General features: G+C 53.4%; 16 protein-coding genes. 5 read left to right on the top strand and 11 right to left on the bottom strand.

Features of this window, described 5'->3' with window-relative positions:
- Window positions 1-323: 323 nt before the first annotated feature.
- Window positions 324-557, bottom strand: a complete 234-nt coding sequence (locus tag HY879_14820) for a tautomerase family protein (GenBank protein ID MBI5604610.1) — start codon at window positions 555-557, stop codon at window positions 324-326.
- 223 nt (window positions 558-780) lie between these two features.
- Between HY879_14820 and HY879_14825 the strand changes: the two genes are divergently transcribed.
- From HY879_14825 to HY879_14840, 4 genes are all read left to right on the top strand, one after another.
- Complete coding sequence (locus HY879_14825) at window positions 781-1,407, top strand: TetR family transcriptional regulator C-terminal domain-containing protein (GenBank protein ID MBI5604611.1); 627 nt, start codon at window positions 781-783, stop codon at window positions 1,405-1,407.
- Between the two features lie 38 nt (window positions 1,408-1,445).
- Complete coding sequence (locus HY879_14830) at window positions 1,446-2,411, top strand: nitronate monooxygenase (protein MBI5604612.1); 966 nt, start codon at window positions 1,446-1,448, stop codon at window positions 2,409-2,411.
- A 146-nt stretch (window positions 2,412-2,557) separates the two neighbouring features.
- Window positions 2,558-3,361, top strand: coding sequence for a crotonase/enoyl-CoA hydratase family protein (locus tag HY879_14835; protein ID MBI5604613.1), 804 nt, complete (start codon window positions 2,558-2,560; stop codon window positions 3,359-3,361).
- Between the two features lie 226 nt (window positions 3,362-3,587).
- Entirely contained in the window at window positions 3,588-4,556 is a 969-nt protein-coding gene (locus HY879_14840; GenBank protein ID MBI5604614.1) for a VTT domain-containing protein, read from the top strand.
- Here HY879_14840 and HY879_14845 read toward each other — a convergent pair.
- From HY879_14845 to HY879_14875, 7 genes are all read right to left on the bottom strand, one after another.
- On the bottom strand, window positions 4,536-5,321 hold the full coding sequence (locus HY879_14845) for a 2-hydroxyglutaryl-CoA dehydratase (GenBank protein ID MBI5604615.1): 786 nt from the start codon (window positions 5,319-5,321) through the stop codon (window positions 4,536-4,538). The genes HY879_14840 and HY879_14845 overlap by 21 nt on opposite strands.
- A gap of 22 nt (window positions 5,322-5,343) precedes the next feature.
- Window positions 5,344-6,804: an aminomethyl-transferring glycine dehydrogenase subunit GcvPB gene (gcvPB, locus tag HY879_14850; GenBank protein ID MBI5604616.1), complete on the bottom strand. Its 1,461-nt coding sequence runs from the start codon at window positions 6,802-6,804 to the stop codon at window positions 5,344-5,346.
- Window positions 6,801-8,120 carry an aminomethyl-transferring glycine dehydrogenase subunit GcvPA gene (gene gcvPA, locus HY879_14855; GenBank protein ID MBI5604617.1) on the bottom strand — a complete coding sequence of 440 codons (1,320 nt, stop codon included), beginning with the start codon at window positions 8,118-8,120 and terminating at the stop codon, window positions 6,801-6,803. Before gcvPA ends, gcvPB begins: the two co-directional genes overlap by 4 nt.
- A gap of 3 nt (window positions 8,121-8,123) precedes the next feature.
- Window positions 8,124-8,519 carry a glycine cleavage system protein GcvH gene (gene gcvH / locus HY879_14860; GenBank protein MBI5604618.1) on the bottom strand — a complete coding sequence of 132 codons (396 nt, stop codon included), beginning with the start codon at window positions 8,517-8,519 and terminating at the stop codon, window positions 8,124-8,126.
- Window positions 8,520-8,662: 143 nt separating this feature from the next.
- Window positions 8,663-9,841 carry a glycine cleavage system aminomethyltransferase GcvT gene (gene gcvT, locus HY879_14865; GenBank protein MBI5604619.1) on the bottom strand — a complete coding sequence of 393 codons (1,179 nt, stop codon included), beginning with the start codon at window positions 9,839-9,841 and terminating at the stop codon, window positions 8,663-8,665.
- Window positions 9,842-9,865: 24 nt separating this feature from the next.
- Window positions 9,866-11,116: a hypothetical protein gene (locus HY879_14870; protein ID MBI5604620.1), complete on the bottom strand. Its 1,251-nt coding sequence runs from the start codon at window positions 11,114-11,116 to the stop codon at window positions 9,866-9,868.
- A gap of 60 nt (window positions 11,117-11,176) precedes the next feature.
- Window positions 11,177-11,953: an NRDE family protein gene (locus tag HY879_14875; GenBank protein ID MBI5604621.1), complete on the bottom strand. Its 777-nt coding sequence runs from the start codon at window positions 11,951-11,953 to the stop codon at window positions 11,177-11,179.
- A 334-nt stretch (window positions 11,954-12,287) separates the two neighbouring features.
- On the opposite strand from HY879_14875, the gene HY879_14880 reads away from it, so the two are divergent.
- Window positions 12,288-13,520, top strand: coding sequence for a short-chain fatty acid transporter (locus tag HY879_14880; protein ID MBI5604622.1), 1,233 nt, complete (start codon window positions 12,288-12,290; stop codon window positions 13,518-13,520).
- Window positions 13,521-13,540: 20 nt separating this feature from the next.
- Here HY879_14880 and HY879_14885 read toward each other — a convergent pair whose 3' ends face one another.
- From HY879_14885 to HY879_14895, 3 genes are all read right to left on the bottom strand, one after another.
- Complete coding sequence (locus HY879_14885; GenBank protein MBI5604623.1) at window positions 13,541-14,125, bottom strand: MarR family transcriptional regulator; 585 nt, start codon at window positions 14,123-14,125, stop codon at window positions 13,541-13,543.
- Between the two features lie 464 nt (window positions 14,126-14,589).
- Window positions 14,590-15,375, bottom strand: a complete 786-nt coding sequence (locus HY879_14890; GenBank protein ID MBI5604624.1) for an AAA family ATPase — start codon at window positions 15,373-15,375, stop codon at window positions 14,590-14,592.
- A 19-nt stretch (window positions 15,376-15,394) separates the two neighbouring features.
- Window positions 15,395-16,004 (bottom strand): 2-hydroxyglutaryl-CoA dehydratase (locus HY879_14895; GenBank protein MBI5604625.1); only part of this gene is annotated, 610 nt, incomplete at its 5' end.

The following is a 16,004-nucleotide window of genomic DNA, read 5'->3' on the forward strand; positions in this document are numbered from 1 at the left end:
AAGTGGAGGATATCGTGGTTGATTCCTTCCCACCTTCCCCAAGGTCTAAACACCGAATGCCAGAACTTCAGTGCCCTTGTGGTGGTGATCTATGTTATGTCAAGGATCTCTAAAGTCCGCACCGTAGGTGCGTTATGTTCACAGTAGAGGGATTTCCTTTTTGGACGCAGATCGACGCAGATTACTCTGAATTCGGATTGCAGAATTCGGATTGCGGATTTAAACCCATTCCAAAATCCAAAAAGAATAGTTATCTGCGGGTATCGGCGAAAATCTGCGTCTTAATTTAAATAGTAGCGGTTCATCTTTTTGAGATCGGGAAATTACTGAAAAGGATTATAACCCGGCTTTTTATAGAGATTGGCCTCGTTATTCAGGATATCCGGCCGGTAGACCTTTTCAGCCCAATCATCGGGCCCAATCTCTTCAAATGCCACGGAAACGGTCTTTTCCGGGCATTGGGCGATTTCCATGACATCCCTGGTTATCGCCTCGGCCAGGCGTTTTTTCTGTTCTTCTGTCCTTCCCGGATGCAGTTTAATAATGACATGGGGCATCAATCGTACCTCCTTGGTTTTCAACTATCCGTGGTTAGTCATTATCTTAAATTCTTCGGATAAAAGCAACTCCAACGTTGGATCCGGGTTAAAAGGGGGGAATGGCCTTATTATAAATTTTCTCCCCAAAAAATATTTGACATGCATAGACGACCGGTCTACTATAGACCAACTTAAAAATAACACGAAATCGTTCAGAGGAAATACGGTTCTGGTTCGAAACATGGATGCCAAATCACGAATCCTGAAAGCCGGCGCCAAGATCGTCCTTCAAAAGGGTTTTTTCGACACCGGTCTGGCCGAGGTACTTGAGGCGGCCAGGGTCCCGAAAGGATCCTTTTATTTCCACTTCAAAAACAAGGAGGACTTCGGCCTGCAGCTTATTGAGTATTTTGCCCAGGCTTTAAAGGCCAAGGCCGATTTATTTTATCAGGATGAGAACCTCTCCCAGGTTGAAAAAATCAGAAGGATCTTTAAATGGCAGGCCGATTCATTCCGCAAAAACGGTTTTAAAGGCGGATGTCCTATCGGGAATCTGGCTTTGGAAATGGGGGATCGCAATCCCGATTTCCGGAAAAAACTGAACCAGGTTTTTTCTGACATGAAAAAAGAACTGGCTTTTCATCTGGAGGAGGCCAGGAAATCAGGCGAGATTCCAGAGGCGATTGATATTAATGAGGCCACGGATTTCATTATCAGCAGTTGGGAGGGCGCGTTGATGCAGATGAAGGTCTCGAAAAGCACCACTCCCCACGAGGTCTTCGACCGGATGATCTTCGGCCGGTTTTTACGGCCCAGTAAACTTATAGAGAAAATACCGGAGCGGAATTTAAAAACCATTAACTACTGAACCGTCCGGCATCCGGACGAAGAAAGAATGGAGGCGCTATGTTTAAGACGAGAATGACGGAGTTATTCGGGATCGAGTATCCGATTCAATGTGGGACGATGCAGGCCTTGAGCCGGGCCGAATTGGTGGCCGCTGTGGCCAACGCCGGGGCCTTGGCCTGTCTGCCTGCCGCCACTTTCCCGACACGGCAGGAGCTGCTCGACGAGATCAAAAAGACCCGGGATATGACCGACAAGCCCTTCGGGGTGAATGTTTCCCTATTCCCGGCCTTGATGCCCTCCCCGCCTGAAGAGATGATTCAAACCGTCATCGATTCCGGGGTAAAGATCCTGGAAACGGCCGGACGCAACCCGGAACCTTATCGGCAGCAGATCGCCGAGGCCGGCCTGGTCCATTTTCACAAATGCGCCAGGGTGCGAGATGCAGCCAAAGTGGCCCGCCTGGGTCTGGCGGCCGTTTCTATCGTCGGGACGGAATGCGGCGGACACCCCAGCATGGAAAAAGTAACCACCCTGATCCTGATCCCCAAGGCCGCGGACCAGGTCGATATCCCTTTGATCGCCGGCGGCGGCTTCTGTGACGGCCGTTCCCTGGTTGCGGCCCTGGCCCTGGGTGCCGACGGGGTCAACATGGGTACCCGGTTTATCGCTACCCAGGAATGTCCGGCCCATCCGGCCTTCAAAGAGAGGATCATCAAATCCCAGGAAGCGGAGACCGTACTGGTCATGGAATCGTTGATGAACCCGGCCCGGGTTTTGAAAACCCCCTGGTCGGAAAAAATCATTGAAATGGAACGCCAGGGCGCCACCCTGGAAGAGTTGATGCCCATGATCAGCGGCCAGGTAAGCCGCAAAGGCTGGTCGGAGGGTAACCTGAATGAAGGCATGTATCCGGCCGGTCAGGTCATCGGCCGGATCGAAGACATTCCAACGGTGGCCGATCTGATTAAGCGGACCATGGCTGAGGCCATGGAAGCCAGGGCGCGTCTGGACAAAATGGCCTAAATAGTATCCATCCGGAAACGACACCCTTCCGGATGGAGCGGTCAGCCATCAGCTTTTAGCTTTCAGCAAAACCCTTTGATGATAATGGGTGAGCTGAATGCTGATCGCTAACTGCAAAAAATTAAGACCTGCTAAAGGAGATCCACATGTCAGAGCGTGTTGTTTATACCATTGAGGATGGGGTGGCCGATGTCCGTTTGAATCGTCCGGAGAAGATGAATGCCCTTGATCCGGCCATGTTCGAGGCCATAACCGCTACGGGAAAGGAGCTGGCCGCCAACAAAGCCATTCGGGCGGTAGTATTGTCCGGAGAAGGGAAGGCCTTTAGCGCCGGCTTGGATTTTATGAGTTTTCAGGCCATGGCCAAAACAGACCGGGAGAAGCTGAACCGCGATCTATTTAAGGCGGAGCCGGATAATCCAGCGAACTATGCCCAGCAGCCGGCCTTTGTCTGGCATTGGTTTCCGGTTCCGGTTATTGCCGCCGTTCATGGGGTAGCCTTCGGCGGCGGGCTCCAGGTGGCCCTGGGAGCTGATATTCGTATCGTCGCACCGGATGCCAAACTGTCGGTGATGGAGATCAAATGGGGATTGGTCCCGGACATGGGCGGCACCCAATTGCTGCGCCATCTGGTCCGGCTGGATGTGCTCAAGGAACTGACCTACAGCGGACGGGTCGTTTCCGGGACGGAGGCCGTGGCCCTCGGTCTGGCCACCCGGGTGAATGAAAATCCCTACGAAGAGGCCATGAAACTGGCCCGGGAAATCGCTTCCAAGTCCCCGGATGCCATACGGGCCGACAAGAAACTGTTGAACGCCGCCTGGCTGGTCACCGTGGCCGAAGGGTTGAAAATGGAGGCCGACCTTCAGCAGACCGTTATCGGCAAACCCAACCAGGTAGAGGCGGTGCTATCCAATATGGAAAAACGGACTCCTCAATTCAAGGATTAAGCCTCTCTGCAATCTGCCGAGGAGAAGGTAATTGGGGCAAACCATTTTTGATGGATTCGTAAAAAGTCCGAGAGACCCCCATTTCGTCATTCCCGTGGAAACGGGAATCCAGTGTTTATAATTGGTTAGGCCTGGCCTGGATTCCCGCCTGCGCGGGAATGACGAGTTTTTACATAGTCATCATTTTTCCCTTGAAGTTATTCCGGTTTCTACTTATTTTTAAGGAGTGACCCAACTTACTGAAATTTTAATCCGTCATGGCTACCTGGTACTATTTTTGGCGGTTCTTGGCGAACAGCTCGCTTTGCCCCTGCCGGCAGGACTTTTTTTGTTTGCCGCAGGGGCCTTGGCCGGTGAAGGGCAATTGAATTTGGCCGTCGCCTTTTTCCTGGCAGTCCTTGCCTGTTTGCTGAGCGACAATCTCTGGTATCAGGTAGGTCGCCGCAAAGGTAGATCCGTTTTACCTTACCTCTGCCGTATTTCTCTTAACCCCGATTCCTGCCTTCGCCGTACCCAGAATATTTTTGCCCGCTATGGGGCCAAGGCCTTACTGGTGGTCAAATTCTTTCCCGGGGTGAACCCCATCGCCGCGCCCTTATCGGGGATCCTGCAGATGAGGCCCTACCGGTTTGTCTTATTCGACAGCCTGGGGGCCTTTATCTGGATAGGCCTGTTCATGGGTCTCGGCTATCTGCTCAGTAACCAAATTGAAGAATGGACGGCTTATGCCTCGCGGATAGGGGTTTTTTTATGGGTGGTTCTGATCGGTCTGATCGGTTATATCGCCTGGAAGGTTGCTCAACGGCACCGATTTTTAAATCGGTTGCGCATGGCCCGCATTACTCCGGAAGAACTGAAGCGAAAGATCGATGCTGCTGAAGACCTTTTAATCATCGATGTGCGGTCTTCCCTGGAATTTGAAGCCGATCCGCAAAGGATTCCCGGTGCCCTCTACCTGCCTTTGGAAGAGCTGCTGAAAAATCCTCCTGAATTTCCCAGGGCCAGGGAGGTTATCCTGTACTGTGACTGTCCCAATGAAGCCTCCAGCGCCCAGGCGGCCTTTATGCTGAAGAAAAAAGGACTGAAGAACGTCCGGCCTCTGGCCGGCGGTTTCATGGCCTGGCGGCAGCGGGATTATCCGCTGGAATCGGGAACACCATTAAATAATTCAGGATTATTTCCCCTGGCCGAATAAATCCCGGGCGATGAGCGCGGCGCCCAGGGCCCCCACGATCTGGGGTTCGTCCGGTATATTGATCCTGAAGCCGATTTTCTCCTGGATTTTATGGACCATACCGCTGTTTTTGGCCACCCCGCCGGTCATGGTTACCTCCGGCTCAATACCTACCTGGTCCAACATCCCGGTCAGGCGATAGCCGATGGCCCGGTGAATCCCATTGATGATATCCTCAGTCGGTTTGCCCTGGGCCACCAGGGAGATGACCTCCGACTCGGCAAAGATAGTACACATGCTGCTGATGGGAATTTCCTGAAGGGCCTTTAAAGAGAGGGGGCCCATGGCCTCGATCTTTATTTGCAGGGCCTGGGCCATGACATCCAAAAACCGACCGGTCCCGGCCGCGCACTTATCGTTCATGACGAAATTGAGGATGCTGCCATCGGCCCCCAGTTTAATCACCTTGCTGTCCTGACCGCCTACATCGATGACCATCCGGGTTTCAGGGAAAAGATAGTGGGCTCCCCGGCCATGACAGGTAATTTCGGTCAGGGTCTTCTGGGCAAAGGGGGCGCTGACCCGGCCATAACCGGTGGCCACGATATACCGGATCTGATCCAGGGCAAGGCCGGCCTCAGTCAGGGCCTGATGAAAAGAGCCCTCCCCGGCCAGACGACTGTTGGCTCCGGTCAGGGAAATACGGCTGGAAACCATATCCCCCTTCTCATCCAGGACAACGGTCTCCGTAGTCATGGAGCCTATGTCAATACCTGCAAAATACATAATCCACGATATCTGGTTCCCCCTATTCCTTTTCAACCAGGTCCGGTTTGCGGGCCGCCAGGACCTCGTCCAAACGCCCGACCGGCATGGTGTGGGGTGCGGTCTGCAAAGAGACCGGATCTTGTTCGGCAGCCAAAGCAATGCGCTCCATGGCCGCCACAAAGGCGTCCAGGTTTTCCTTGTTTTCGGTCTCCGTAGGTTCGATCATCAAGGCCTCCTTGACCACCTGGGGAAAGTAGATCGTCGGGGGATGAAAACCTTCATCGATCAGGGCCTTGGCCACGTCTATGGCCCGGACACCGTATTGTTCGGCCTTGTCGGCCACGGTAAAAACCACTTCGTGCATGCAGGGTCCATCGATGGCCGGTTGCCAATGGGCGGAAAGCTTTACCCGCAGGTAGTTGGCGGCCAGAACCGCATCCTCGGCCACCTTTTTAAGCCCGGAACCGCCCAGGGCCAGGATATAGGCATAGGCCTTGAGGATAACCCCGAAGTTTCCATAAAAGGGCGCGATATAGCCAATGGATTTCGGACGGTCATAGTCTAAGAAAAAGGTGCCGTCGGCCCGCTGGACCACCCGGGAGACAGGCAGATAGTTCTCCAATTTCTCCACCACGCCCACCGGGCCGCTCCCCGGTCCTCCTCCGCCGTGGGGGGTTCCGAAGGTTTTGTGCAGATTCAGGTGGACAATATCGAAACCCAGATCAGCCGGTTTGGCCTGGCCCAGGATGGCATTCAGGTTGGCCCCGTCATAATACATGAGGGCGTCGACCGAATGGGCCGCCTCGGCTATCTGTTTCACATAAGGATTGAACAAGCCCAGAGTATTGGGATTGGTCATCATCACCCCGGCCACCTGTTGGTCCAGCATGGCTTCAAAGGCCCCGGGGTGCATGATCCCCTTTTCCGTGGGCACGGTGACCACCTCATAACCGGCTATGGCCGCGCTGGCCGGATTGGTGCCATGGGCCGAGCCCGGGATCAGGACCACGGATTTCTTATTTCCCCGATCCCGATGATAGGCGGCTATGAGCATCATCCCGGTTAATTCGCCATGGGAGCCGGCCAGAGGCTGCATGGTAAAGGCCTCCATGCCGGTGATCCGGCAGAGATGCTGTTCCATCTCATAGAGAACCTGCAACGCCCCCTGGGTAAGCAGGCCGCCCCTTCTTAACTGGGGCAGCAAGGGATGGAGCAAGGCAAAGCCGGGCAAACGGGCCAGCTCTTCAGTGAATTTGGGATTATATTTCATAGTACAGGACCCCAGGGGATAAGGCCCCACATCCACTCCAAAATTCAGGCGGGAAAGATTGGTGAAGTGGCGGACCACGTCGACCTCGGCCATCTCCGGCAGGGCCGCCGGTTTTTTCCGGGTCAACGCTTCAGGGAGCCGGCTCTCTTCAAAGGATTCCATGGGCACACGCTCCCGGGGGAATATCACGGCCCGGCGGTCCGGCCGGCTTTTTTGGAAAATGGTCTTCATAGCACGGCCTCCAGGGCTTCGGCAAAACGGCCGATCTCTTCTTTATTGCGTTTTTCCGTTACCGCTATCAGGAGATGGTTACCCTGTTCGGGATAATAACGCCCTAAGGGAAGGCCGGGAGAAAACCCCTTATCAATCAGACGACTGACCACTACCCCGGCATCCAGAGGAAGCCGCAGACGAAATTCGTTGAACCAGGGCCCCCGGTCCACCAATTCCACACCGGGGATGGCGGTCAACCGTTTTCGGGCATAAGCGGCCTTGGCCATGTTCATCCCGGCCAGCTCAACCAGACCGTTTTTACCCAGGAGACAAAGGTAAATCAGGGCGGCCACGGCACATAAGGCCTGATTGGTGCAGATGTTACTCGTGGCCTTTTCCCGGCGGATGTGCTGCTCCCGGGTCTGCAGGGTCAGGCAGTAACCGGTCCGGCCCTGACCATCCAGGGTCCGGCCGACTATCCGTCCGGGCATAGACCGGACCAGTTCCTGGCGCACGGCCATAATGCCCAGGTAAGGTCCGCCAAAAGACAGGGGCAAACCCAAAGACTGTCCTTCTCCGGTGGCGATGTCCGCCCCCATTTCACCGGGCGTCTTGACAACACCCAGGGCCACCGGATAAGAACTGATGACGGCCAGGGTCCCCTGCTCCTTAGCCAGGGCACAATGGGCGCTGAGGTCGTGGACCCGGCCGAAGAAATCAGGATTTTGCAGGATGATCCCGGCGGTTTGGGGATTCATCAGATCGGACAGCTCGTTTAAATCCAACAGCTCTTTTTCGACCAGGTCGATGTTCAGGTTGGCCATGTAGGATCTGAGCATGACCCGGTAAATGGGGTTGACGGAAGTGCAGACCAAAAGCCTTTTCCGTCCGGTCTTACGGATGGCCATGAGGCCGGCCTCGAACAGGGCCGTGCCGCCGTCATAGAGTGAGGCATTGGCCGCATCCAGGCCGTAGAGGCGGCATACCGCGGATTGATATTCAAAGATGGCCTGTAAGGTCCCTTGTGAGATCTCGGCCTGGTAAGGGGTGTAGACGGTGTAAAACTCGGCCCGCCGGATCAGGGCATCTACAGCGGCCGGGATGAAATGGTCGTAGAAGCCACCTCCCAGAAAGCAGGTCAGACCATGGGCGTTCATGTCGGCCAGACGCCGTATGTGGTCGGTAACCTCCATCTCGCTCAAGGGGGCGGACAGGTCCCAGGTCCTGGTCTTGAGGGATTGGGGGATGACCTCAAAGAGCTGTTCTATCGACTGGAGCCCCAGGGCCTTGAGCATCTCGGCCCGGTCCTGATCGGTGTGGGGGGTAAAGTCCATCGGTTAGGCCCCTTCGGTCAAAAAGACCTGATAGGTGCTGCTGTCCATAAGCTTTTCTAACTCAGCCGGATTGATCTCTTTGAGTTTGACCAGCCAACCCCGGCCGTAACAGTCCTGGTTGACCCATTCCGGATGGTCCGCTAATTCCGAATTCGTTTCGGCCACCACACCGGCCAAAGGGGCATAGACCTCGGCCGCCACCTTGACGGATTCAATGGTCAATAATTCACCCATCGACTCGACCCGACGGCCGGTCTCCGGAAGGTCGACAAAGGTGATGTCCCCCATCTGCTGCTGGGCGTAGTCGCTAATCCCCACCCAGGCCAGGCCGTCTTGGATTTTTACCCACTCATGCTCTTTTGTGTATTTCAGATCTTCCGGGATGTGAAAGGACGCCATGCCGAATCCTCCTGATTAAAAAACAGGTTCAGGGTTCAGGGAAAAACCGTCAGGCAGGATGCCTAGCCTATTTTAACTGTGGGTCCCCACGAGGGAGGGAGATGGTTTTCTCCGAACTCTGAACTCTGAACTTTATTCTCGTGCTAAAGAGATAACGCTTTAAGATAAACCCCCACCCGTTGAACAAAGCCTTCAACAACACGGCCTGGTATAAGACGGTTCCGATAGTTTATGATCACTTCCTGCCCGGGGACCAGATCCCGGTCCAGATAGGCCAGGCCGATGGCCCGGGTAAAGGTATCATTGCCCGGGCCATGGTCGGCAAATTTCCAGGCCGGGACCATGGTCCCGCTGGTCATTACCCCGGCTTCTCTTTCCTGCGCCATAACCGTCGAGCCTTCACGGATCATGGCCCTCTCCTCGGCCGCCACGGCCATGATCCATCGGGGGACCAGTTCAGGAACATCGGAAGTCAGATCCTTCATCTGGGCTAAAAGGGCCTCCCGGCCTCGGAAATCTCCTCGCTCCGAATTGAGATCCACTCCCTGCAGGGCCAGGGGCAGGGACAGAATCGGACGTTCCCGGAGGAGTTCATGCCCATAGAGGGGCAGCCCGGCCTCCAGACGCAAGGTGTCCCGGGCACCCAGGCCGCAGGCCATCATGCCCAGGGGTGCGCCGGCCTCGCATAAGGCCTCCCAAAAGGCCAGGGCTTGAGCGGCGGGGAGGATTAACTCAAAACCCTTGGGTTCACCGGTGTAGCCGGTGCGGGCAACCCACATTTCCATGTTCTGCCAGAGGGCCACCGAGGTCCTCCCCCACCCGACCGAAGGCAGACCGTCGTTCAGAAGGGGGCGCAAAATGGCCTCACTCAGAGGACCTTGCACGGCCACCATGGCCAGATCAAAGGTTACGTCCTGAAGACTGACCTCAGGGCCGGCAAAATGGGTTAGGATCTTCCCATCATCCACCCGGTTGGCCCCGTTGACCACCAGCAGATATTCCCGGGGTTTAAATTGAAACAGGTAGGCGTCATCTAATGGATGACCCTGGTCATCGGAAAAAAAAGTATATTGGGCCTCACCGGGTTTCAGCCTTGAGGCATCGTTGGTTAAGACCTGGAGCAACAGGGATAAGGCCCCGGACCCTTTGATCAGAAAACGGCCCAGGTGGCTGATATCAAAAAGGGCCCCGAATTTTCGGCAGGCCAGGTGCTCCTTAATGATGCCGGAGGGGTAATAAACCGGCAGGTCCCATCCGGCGAATTCGACCATCCGACCGCCGTGCCCTTCATGCCATGCAAAAAGGGGAGTGTGCTGGGCCAAAATATTCTCCTTTAAGTCAGCCGGTCATAAGCGTTGAATGAGATAGAGGTAAAGGGGCCGACGACTTTTCATTTTGAGTTCCTTGATTCGTTGCAAAAGCTCTTTCCGGCCGTCCCGGCTTAAGGGGGACAAATAAATCGTTCCTTTATCATAATAGTGGGGAAACTGGTCATGGGTCAATCGAAATAAGGATTCCCAGTGCCCGGGGGGTAATTTCATATCCACCACGAAATTGGCCGTTACTTCCAGTCGATCATAGTTCCTGTTAATCTCCGACAGGCGCTGAAAGGCCTCCTCTACTTTGCTCGCCGTCAGCGGCTTCCCCAGCAGTTTCAGACACTCCTGATCGGCCGACTCCAGTCCCAGATTCAGGTAGGTCCGAAAGGGTAATTTATTTATGGCCTCGAAAAGGCATTCCTTGGCTTTTAGAAATGAATCCACACTGCCGAAGAGAAAAAGGAAGCTTCCTTCCAGATAAGACCGTTCGAATTCCAGCCGGGTGTAGGCTTCAAGGGCCGCTGAAACAATCTCCTCGGAGCAGCAGTTCAAAGCATCATGCTGGCCCAAAAACAGGCTGTTGTAATTCCGGAGGTCCGGGCCGTAAAGGTCCTTGATCCTTTTAAGCTGACCCAGGATATCCTGGCGGGAACGGGCTTTAAAATCCTGATTGGATTTGATCCGGCAAAAGCTGCAATGATACAGGCAGCCATCGGCAATGATCAGGGGGATGCAATCATAGTCTACATGGCGGGTGTCAGGGGGAAGCACGGTAACTTTTCCTTGAAGCAGGGCAATCAATTGCCCGGCCCGTTCTTCCAAAACCCGGGTATCCATGGCAATCGTTTTTAGAAGGAATGCCCTTTCCTCGGTAGACCAATTGTTCTGTTGCAAGGAATGCTTCAAATCCTGGGGCAGCCTCCGGAAAGCGGCCAGGGCCTCCTTAACCGGGGCCTCTTTAAAAGGATCGGCCTCCCAAAGACTGTTCGATCCATAGGTAAAACAAGGGAGGTAATATTCCCCCAGGTAATCAAAGATACGGTTATAGCCGCCGCTGTCATAATAAACCCAATGATTCCCGGAGGTCCTCTTCAGCCATTCGGAGGGATGGGGCCAATCCCGCCCGGTCCCCTTAAGATATTTGATCTCCCCGTTGAGATTGAATTGGAAACAATGGCCTGGGGTATTGATTTCAGCCAACCGGCCGTAACGGACCGGGTAGCTGACCTTTTCGTATTTTCTCCCCCCGGGGATATTCAATTTCAGATTTATTTCCATGGAGAAGGCATTATAGCAAAAATTTGACTCTTCCGGAAGAATTTCCGGTCAGAGTAACGCCTATTCATTTACCCCCTTAAGCAGAAAGGAAAACCGGCTTTCCATCCAGGGCTCCGGTCTTCCGTTGAAAACTTTTTCCACCAATTTCACCCTTCGGTTCTTTCCGATCAATAGCACGGTTGACGAGCGGGTGCCATAGGTGGGGCTGGCGATAAAAATCGAGGATAAAAGCCTTTCCCATTCCAGTCCGACACCGGTTGAAGGCAGTTTATTGTCCGGGGCGATTTTTCGATCGGACAAAATTTTAAAAAGCGCCGTTTCTAAATCAGGGCCTTTTTTCATCAGGGCCGCAGACAAGGCCTTTTTGCCTTTGATCACTTTTGGCCAGGGACTATCCAGAAGATGATTGCTCAGGCCATACAGTCCAGCCTCGAGCCTGGCCATTTCTCCGCGGTTGGAATAAACGAAAAGGTCTTGCTGGTCTCCGCACAGTAAATTAAAGCCGTTATATTTCCGGGCCTGTCTTGAAAGTTTTTCTACATAGGCAGCAGCGCTTTCGGAACCGGTAAGGAAATCACTGACCAGCAGGCCACGGGACAGGGCACCTGTTTTGACCGCACCGGGATCACGGTAATTGGTGATGGCGGTGAATTTTCCCCCTCGGGTAATCCCCATCCAGGTGCCGCCTTCTTTCAAATCGCGGCCGGCCAGCACTTGTGGCGCATCTTCCCAGAAAGCGACCGGAGAGGTCGGCCTCTCATAAAATTCATCCCGATTGGCAACCGCAATCAAGCGGTAGGCGGGATGCACCTGGTAAGCAAAAACGATAAAACACATCGGGTTTCCTCATTAAGCTTTCGATAGCCACCATGTTTCGGTATCAGCGGTTCGTCGGTGGCCATATTCCGTTGTGTCCGGGTTGGAGATCCGTCCGATGATCCCTGTCCTTCGATCCATTGTTTTACGGTATCGAGTTTAAATATGATATAAGGCCGTTAACGTAATGTCAACAATGAAGATCTGCCCCGTCCGGCAACAGGACTGAAATTGTCGGTGTAGGTTTACGTTGACAACATAAGGCAACAATGTCTATAAAGAAAATTCTATCAATAACCTTTTCCCATTTCATTGAAGAAAGGGAGCTTTTTTGGCAAAAGAAAAGAAGGAGGAAATCCGGGGAACTTTCGAGTTCCTAAAAGACTGGGGGGATACCCTCACCCGTTGGACAGAGCGTTGGATCCCGGATGCTCTGGTTATTGTCATCGTTTTGAGTTTTATTGCCTATATCTTTGCGCTTATCTGGGGATTCAAGCCGGAAGTTGGAATCGGTTCAAGAGCCTTTGAGTCGATTAAAGCCTGGGGAAATGGTTTCTGGGCCTTACTCGAATTCGCTATGCAGATGTGTTTGATCATGATGACGGGCTATATCTTGGCCTGTTCCCCACCGGTTCGAAAGTTGATGGATGGTATTTCCGGGTGGTCCAATCCTGAAAAACCATGGCAGGCCATTGTCACCATGGCGCTCTTTTCAATGATCATGGCCTGGCTCAATTGGGGAATCAGTCTGATTGCCAGTGCCATGTTGGCTCTCTTTATTGTGAGGAGAAATCCAAAAGTTGACTACCGCTTATTAGTGGCGGCAGCCTACCTCGGACTCGGTTGCACCTGGCACTCCGGCCTGTCGGGTTCAGCCCCATTGCTTGTGGCTACTCCGGATAATTTTCTGATCAAAGCAAAATTAGTGGATCAGATCATTCCCGTATCCCAAACCATTTTCCATCCTTTTAATCTAATTCTTACTATTGTCATTGTGGTTGTGGTTACCATTTTGATGGCCTTAATGCATCCGAGACCGGAGAAGACCTTTGTCGTGAAGCCTGAATTGATGGATAAACTCAAGCTTTATGAAGCTCCTCCAAAGCCCGCTAAATGGGAAAGCCCTTCGGACTGGATGAACTGGTGGCCCGGATTCAATCTTGTCGTTTTTATTGGAGGACTGATCTGGTTGATCTGGCACTTCTCGACCAAAGGCGTCGCGCTCACACTCAATGTAATCAATTTTGCTATGCTGATGTTGGGTATCCTCTTCCACTGGAGGCCCTGGTCCTTCCTGAAGGCTACGGAAGATGCAGGAAAGGCTGTTTGGGGAATCGTCATTCAGTTCCCCTTCTATGCCGGAATCTTTGGTCTCTTTAAATTCACCGGACTATCTGTGGCATTTACAAACGCCTTTGTGGCGATCTCAAACCCTATGACCTTTCCGCTCTTTATCTACTGGTATGGCGGGCTTCTCAACTATCTCATTCCCTCCGGAGGCGGTGAATGGGCAGTCGTTGCACCTTACATCATACCAGCGGCAAAGCAGTTAGTATCTAAAGAATCAAAATCTTCTCAAAATGGGTAGAAAATTTTATTGAACATAGTTTAAACGTGCGCCAATTGCGGGATTACAGACATATTTCGGATGGTCAAACCAGCTATGATTACGGCCTTTCCAAGTTTGGTAATGTAGTACTTGTAAGTTTTACCGACTTTGCGAATTATGCCGTGGAGATGGAGTCGTTTCAGAATTCTGGTCATTGCGGCGGTGTTTATTGCCGAAATATGTTTGCGCAGAGATTTGTTCTGAAGTCCGTTGATGTTGAACTCGCCACGGGCCAGGACTTCAAATAGTTTGAGATCATCAGGGCTGAATAGATTGAAACCTTTGTGGGAACGGTCGTCGGTTTCCACGGGTTTTGAGATTCTTCCGAGGTTCTTGATGCCTTTGCTCTGGTCATCGAACGTGGAGATAAATTCAAGATAACGGCGGTTCGAGGCCTTGAAGATGGCCGTGAGTTCGAACAGGCTGTAAATGTTTTTCTTCATGGGTGCGATTTTGTGGATGAGCTCTCCAGAGCGCGACTGGACTTCACGATACTGTTTGAACTCCGAGACGTCGTTGGTCGTGGTCTCGATCCGGAGGATGATTCCGAACTTGTCGTACATCTTAATGGAAGAAGCGCCCATATGGTGCTTGATCCGTGTTCCCTGAATGCGGGTGTTGAAATTGTTGCCCATGTCGTCCTGGTAGTTGCCGTGAAGCTTCCGACCCAGGAAGGTGGCGATATTCTCCGGTTTCACGGAATGAATAGCGGTTCGAACGATCTGATCGTACAAGAGGCGAAGGTCTGATTGTCTTTTAAAAACAAGGTCGGTGGCATATTCTACCTGCATAGTGCTCCAGTGATAAGTAAGACCGTACTCTTGAAAGACCGGGCAGTATTCCCGGGCGAAACCATCCACGGCCCGGTGTAAATCCGAGGGCTTAAAAATCAGTAAATGGGACGTTGTTCACTGGATTCAATAACTACTTGAAAGCATCGGAAAATTGGAATAACAGGGGACAACGGCCTTTGAGGTAATGGCGGACCATAGAATAACCGAACGTAATGGACAACGTTCCCTTTGCTCAAATTAATGGAGACATTTGCTCATTCAAAAGGCAGGATTCCCAGACGTAAGAGGATCTTTTTAACGGCCAGGACGCTCAAGGCATCATCAGGCAGGTCGATGGTGGGCCGGCCGGTCCGGTCGAACAGGGCCACCTTTTCATCCAGGGGGACCTGGCCCCAGACCTCAAGGCCAAGGTCCGCGGCCATCGTCTCCAGGTCGCCCAGGTCCCCCTGGGTGCGGTTGAAGACCAGGCCGGATCGGTAGCCGCCCATGACCCCGTATCGCTCGGCGATGGTCTTTAAATGGCAGGCGGTGCGCACCCCTTTTTGGGTGGGATCGGAGACCATGATCAGGGTAGAAAGGCCACTGATGACCCGGCGGTTGATCTGTTCGATGCCGGCTTCACAGTCGATCAGGGTGATATCGTAGTGTTTGGAAAGGGACTCGATGCCGAATTTCAGCAGGTCGTTCAGCCCGCAGAAACAGCCGGCCGCCTCCGGCTGGCCCAGGACCAGGAGGCTGATTCCACCCACCTCGATCACCAGTTCATCGCGGATCACTTCGGCCATGGGCTTGTCTTTGATCCGCCTTTTTTCATCCGGATCTTCGATCATGACCGCCCGCATCTCCCCCACGGTCTTTTTCGGTTCAATTCCTAGGCCGTAAGCCAGGCTTACCGGTGGATCGGCATCGACGGCCAGGATGCGATAGCCGCCCTGGGAAAAGAGTTTGGTCATGATGGCCGTCAGAGTGGTTTTGCCGGTCCCGCCCTTACCGGCCACGGCAATCACTTCTTTTTGATTTTCCTTTTTAGGTTCCCCCATGATTTACCCTTAAATCCTGTTAATCCTGTCGGGAAATAGTTTTTTTCTGCCGTTCAAAACGTTCCCGGGCAAAAAGAGCCGCCCCGAGGGCCCCGATGCTCTGGGGATCCACTGTGGTCATTTCATACAATTGAACCCCCAGGACCTCTTGAAGACTGTTAACGACCGCCGGGTTCTTGGCCACGCCGCCGGTCATGGCCACCTCTTTTTTTAAGCCCACCCGCCTGGCCATTTTAGCAATCCGCTCGGCCATGGCCCGGGCGATACCGGCTGAAATATCGGCCCTGGCTTCCCCGTCGGTCAACAGGCAGAGAACGTCAAACTGGGCCAGGACCGTACAGGTCTTGGTAATCCCCACCGGCCGGGTGGCCTCGAAGGCCAGGGGACCGAGTTCATCCAGGGTAAGCCCAAGGACCTTGGACATGTTTTCCAGGAATCGACCCGTACCGGCGGCGCATTTGTCGTTCATGATGAAATCGGCCATATACCCGAACTGGTCCACCCGGATGACCTTCAGGTCCTGTCCCCCGATGTCGATGATGGTCCTGACCTCCGGATTGACCCAATGGGCCCCCCGGCCGTGGCAGGAGATTTCGGAGATACTGCTCCGGGCAAAAGGGATCCGCTCC

Source organism: Deltaproteobacteria bacterium, assembly GCA_016219225.1.
Lineage (GTDB): Bacteria > Desulfobacterota > RBG-13-43-22 > RBG-13-43-22 > RBG-13-43-22 > RBG-13-43-22.

Excerpts from the sequence above, each read along its gene's own strand:
- HY879_14820 (MBI5604610.1), bottom strand. The coding sequence starts at position 557 with ATGCCCCATGTCATTATTAAACTGCATCCGGGAAGGACAGAAGAACAG.
- HY879_14825 (MBI5604611.1), top strand. The coding sequence starts at position 781 with ATGGATGCCAAATCACGAATCCTGAAAGCCGGCGCCAAGATCGTCCTT.
- HY879_14830 (MBI5604612.1), top strand. The coding sequence starts at position 1,446 with ATGTTTAAGACGAGAATGACGGAGTTATTCGGGATCGAGTATCCGATT.
- HY879_14835 (MBI5604613.1), top strand. The coding sequence starts at position 2,558 with ATGTCAGAGCGTGTTGTTTATACCATTGAGGATGGGGTGGCCGATGTC.
- HY879_14845 (MBI5604615.1), bottom strand. The coding sequence starts at position 5,321 with ATGTATTTTGCAGGTATTGACATAGGCTCCATGACTACGGAGACCGTT.
- gcvPB (MBI5604616.1), bottom strand. The coding sequence starts at position 6,804 with ATGAAGACCATTTTCCAAAAAAGCCGGCCGGACCGCCGGGCCGTGATA.
- gcvPA (MBI5604617.1), bottom strand. The coding sequence starts at position 8,120 with ATGGACTTTACCCCCCACACCGATCAGGACCGGGCCGAGATGCTCAAG.
- gcvH (MBI5604618.1), bottom strand. The coding sequence starts at position 8,519 with ATGGCGTCCTTTCACATCCCGGAAGATCTGAAATACACAAAAGAGCAT.
- HY879_14870 (MBI5604620.1), bottom strand. The coding sequence starts at position 11,116 with ATGGAAATAAATCTGAAATTGAATATCCCCGGGGGGAGAAAATACGAA.
- HY879_14875 (MBI5604621.1), bottom strand. The coding sequence starts at position 11,953 with ATGTGTTTTATCGTTTTTGCTTACCAGGTGCATCCCGCCTACCGCTTG.
- HY879_14885 (MBI5604623.1), bottom strand. The coding sequence starts at position 14,125 with ATGGGCGCTTCTTCCATTAAGATGTACGACAAGTTCGGAATCATCCTC.
- HY879_14890 (MBI5604624.1), bottom strand. The coding sequence starts at position 15,375 with ATGGGGGAACCTAAAAAGGAAAATCAAAAAGAAGTGATTGCCGTGGCC.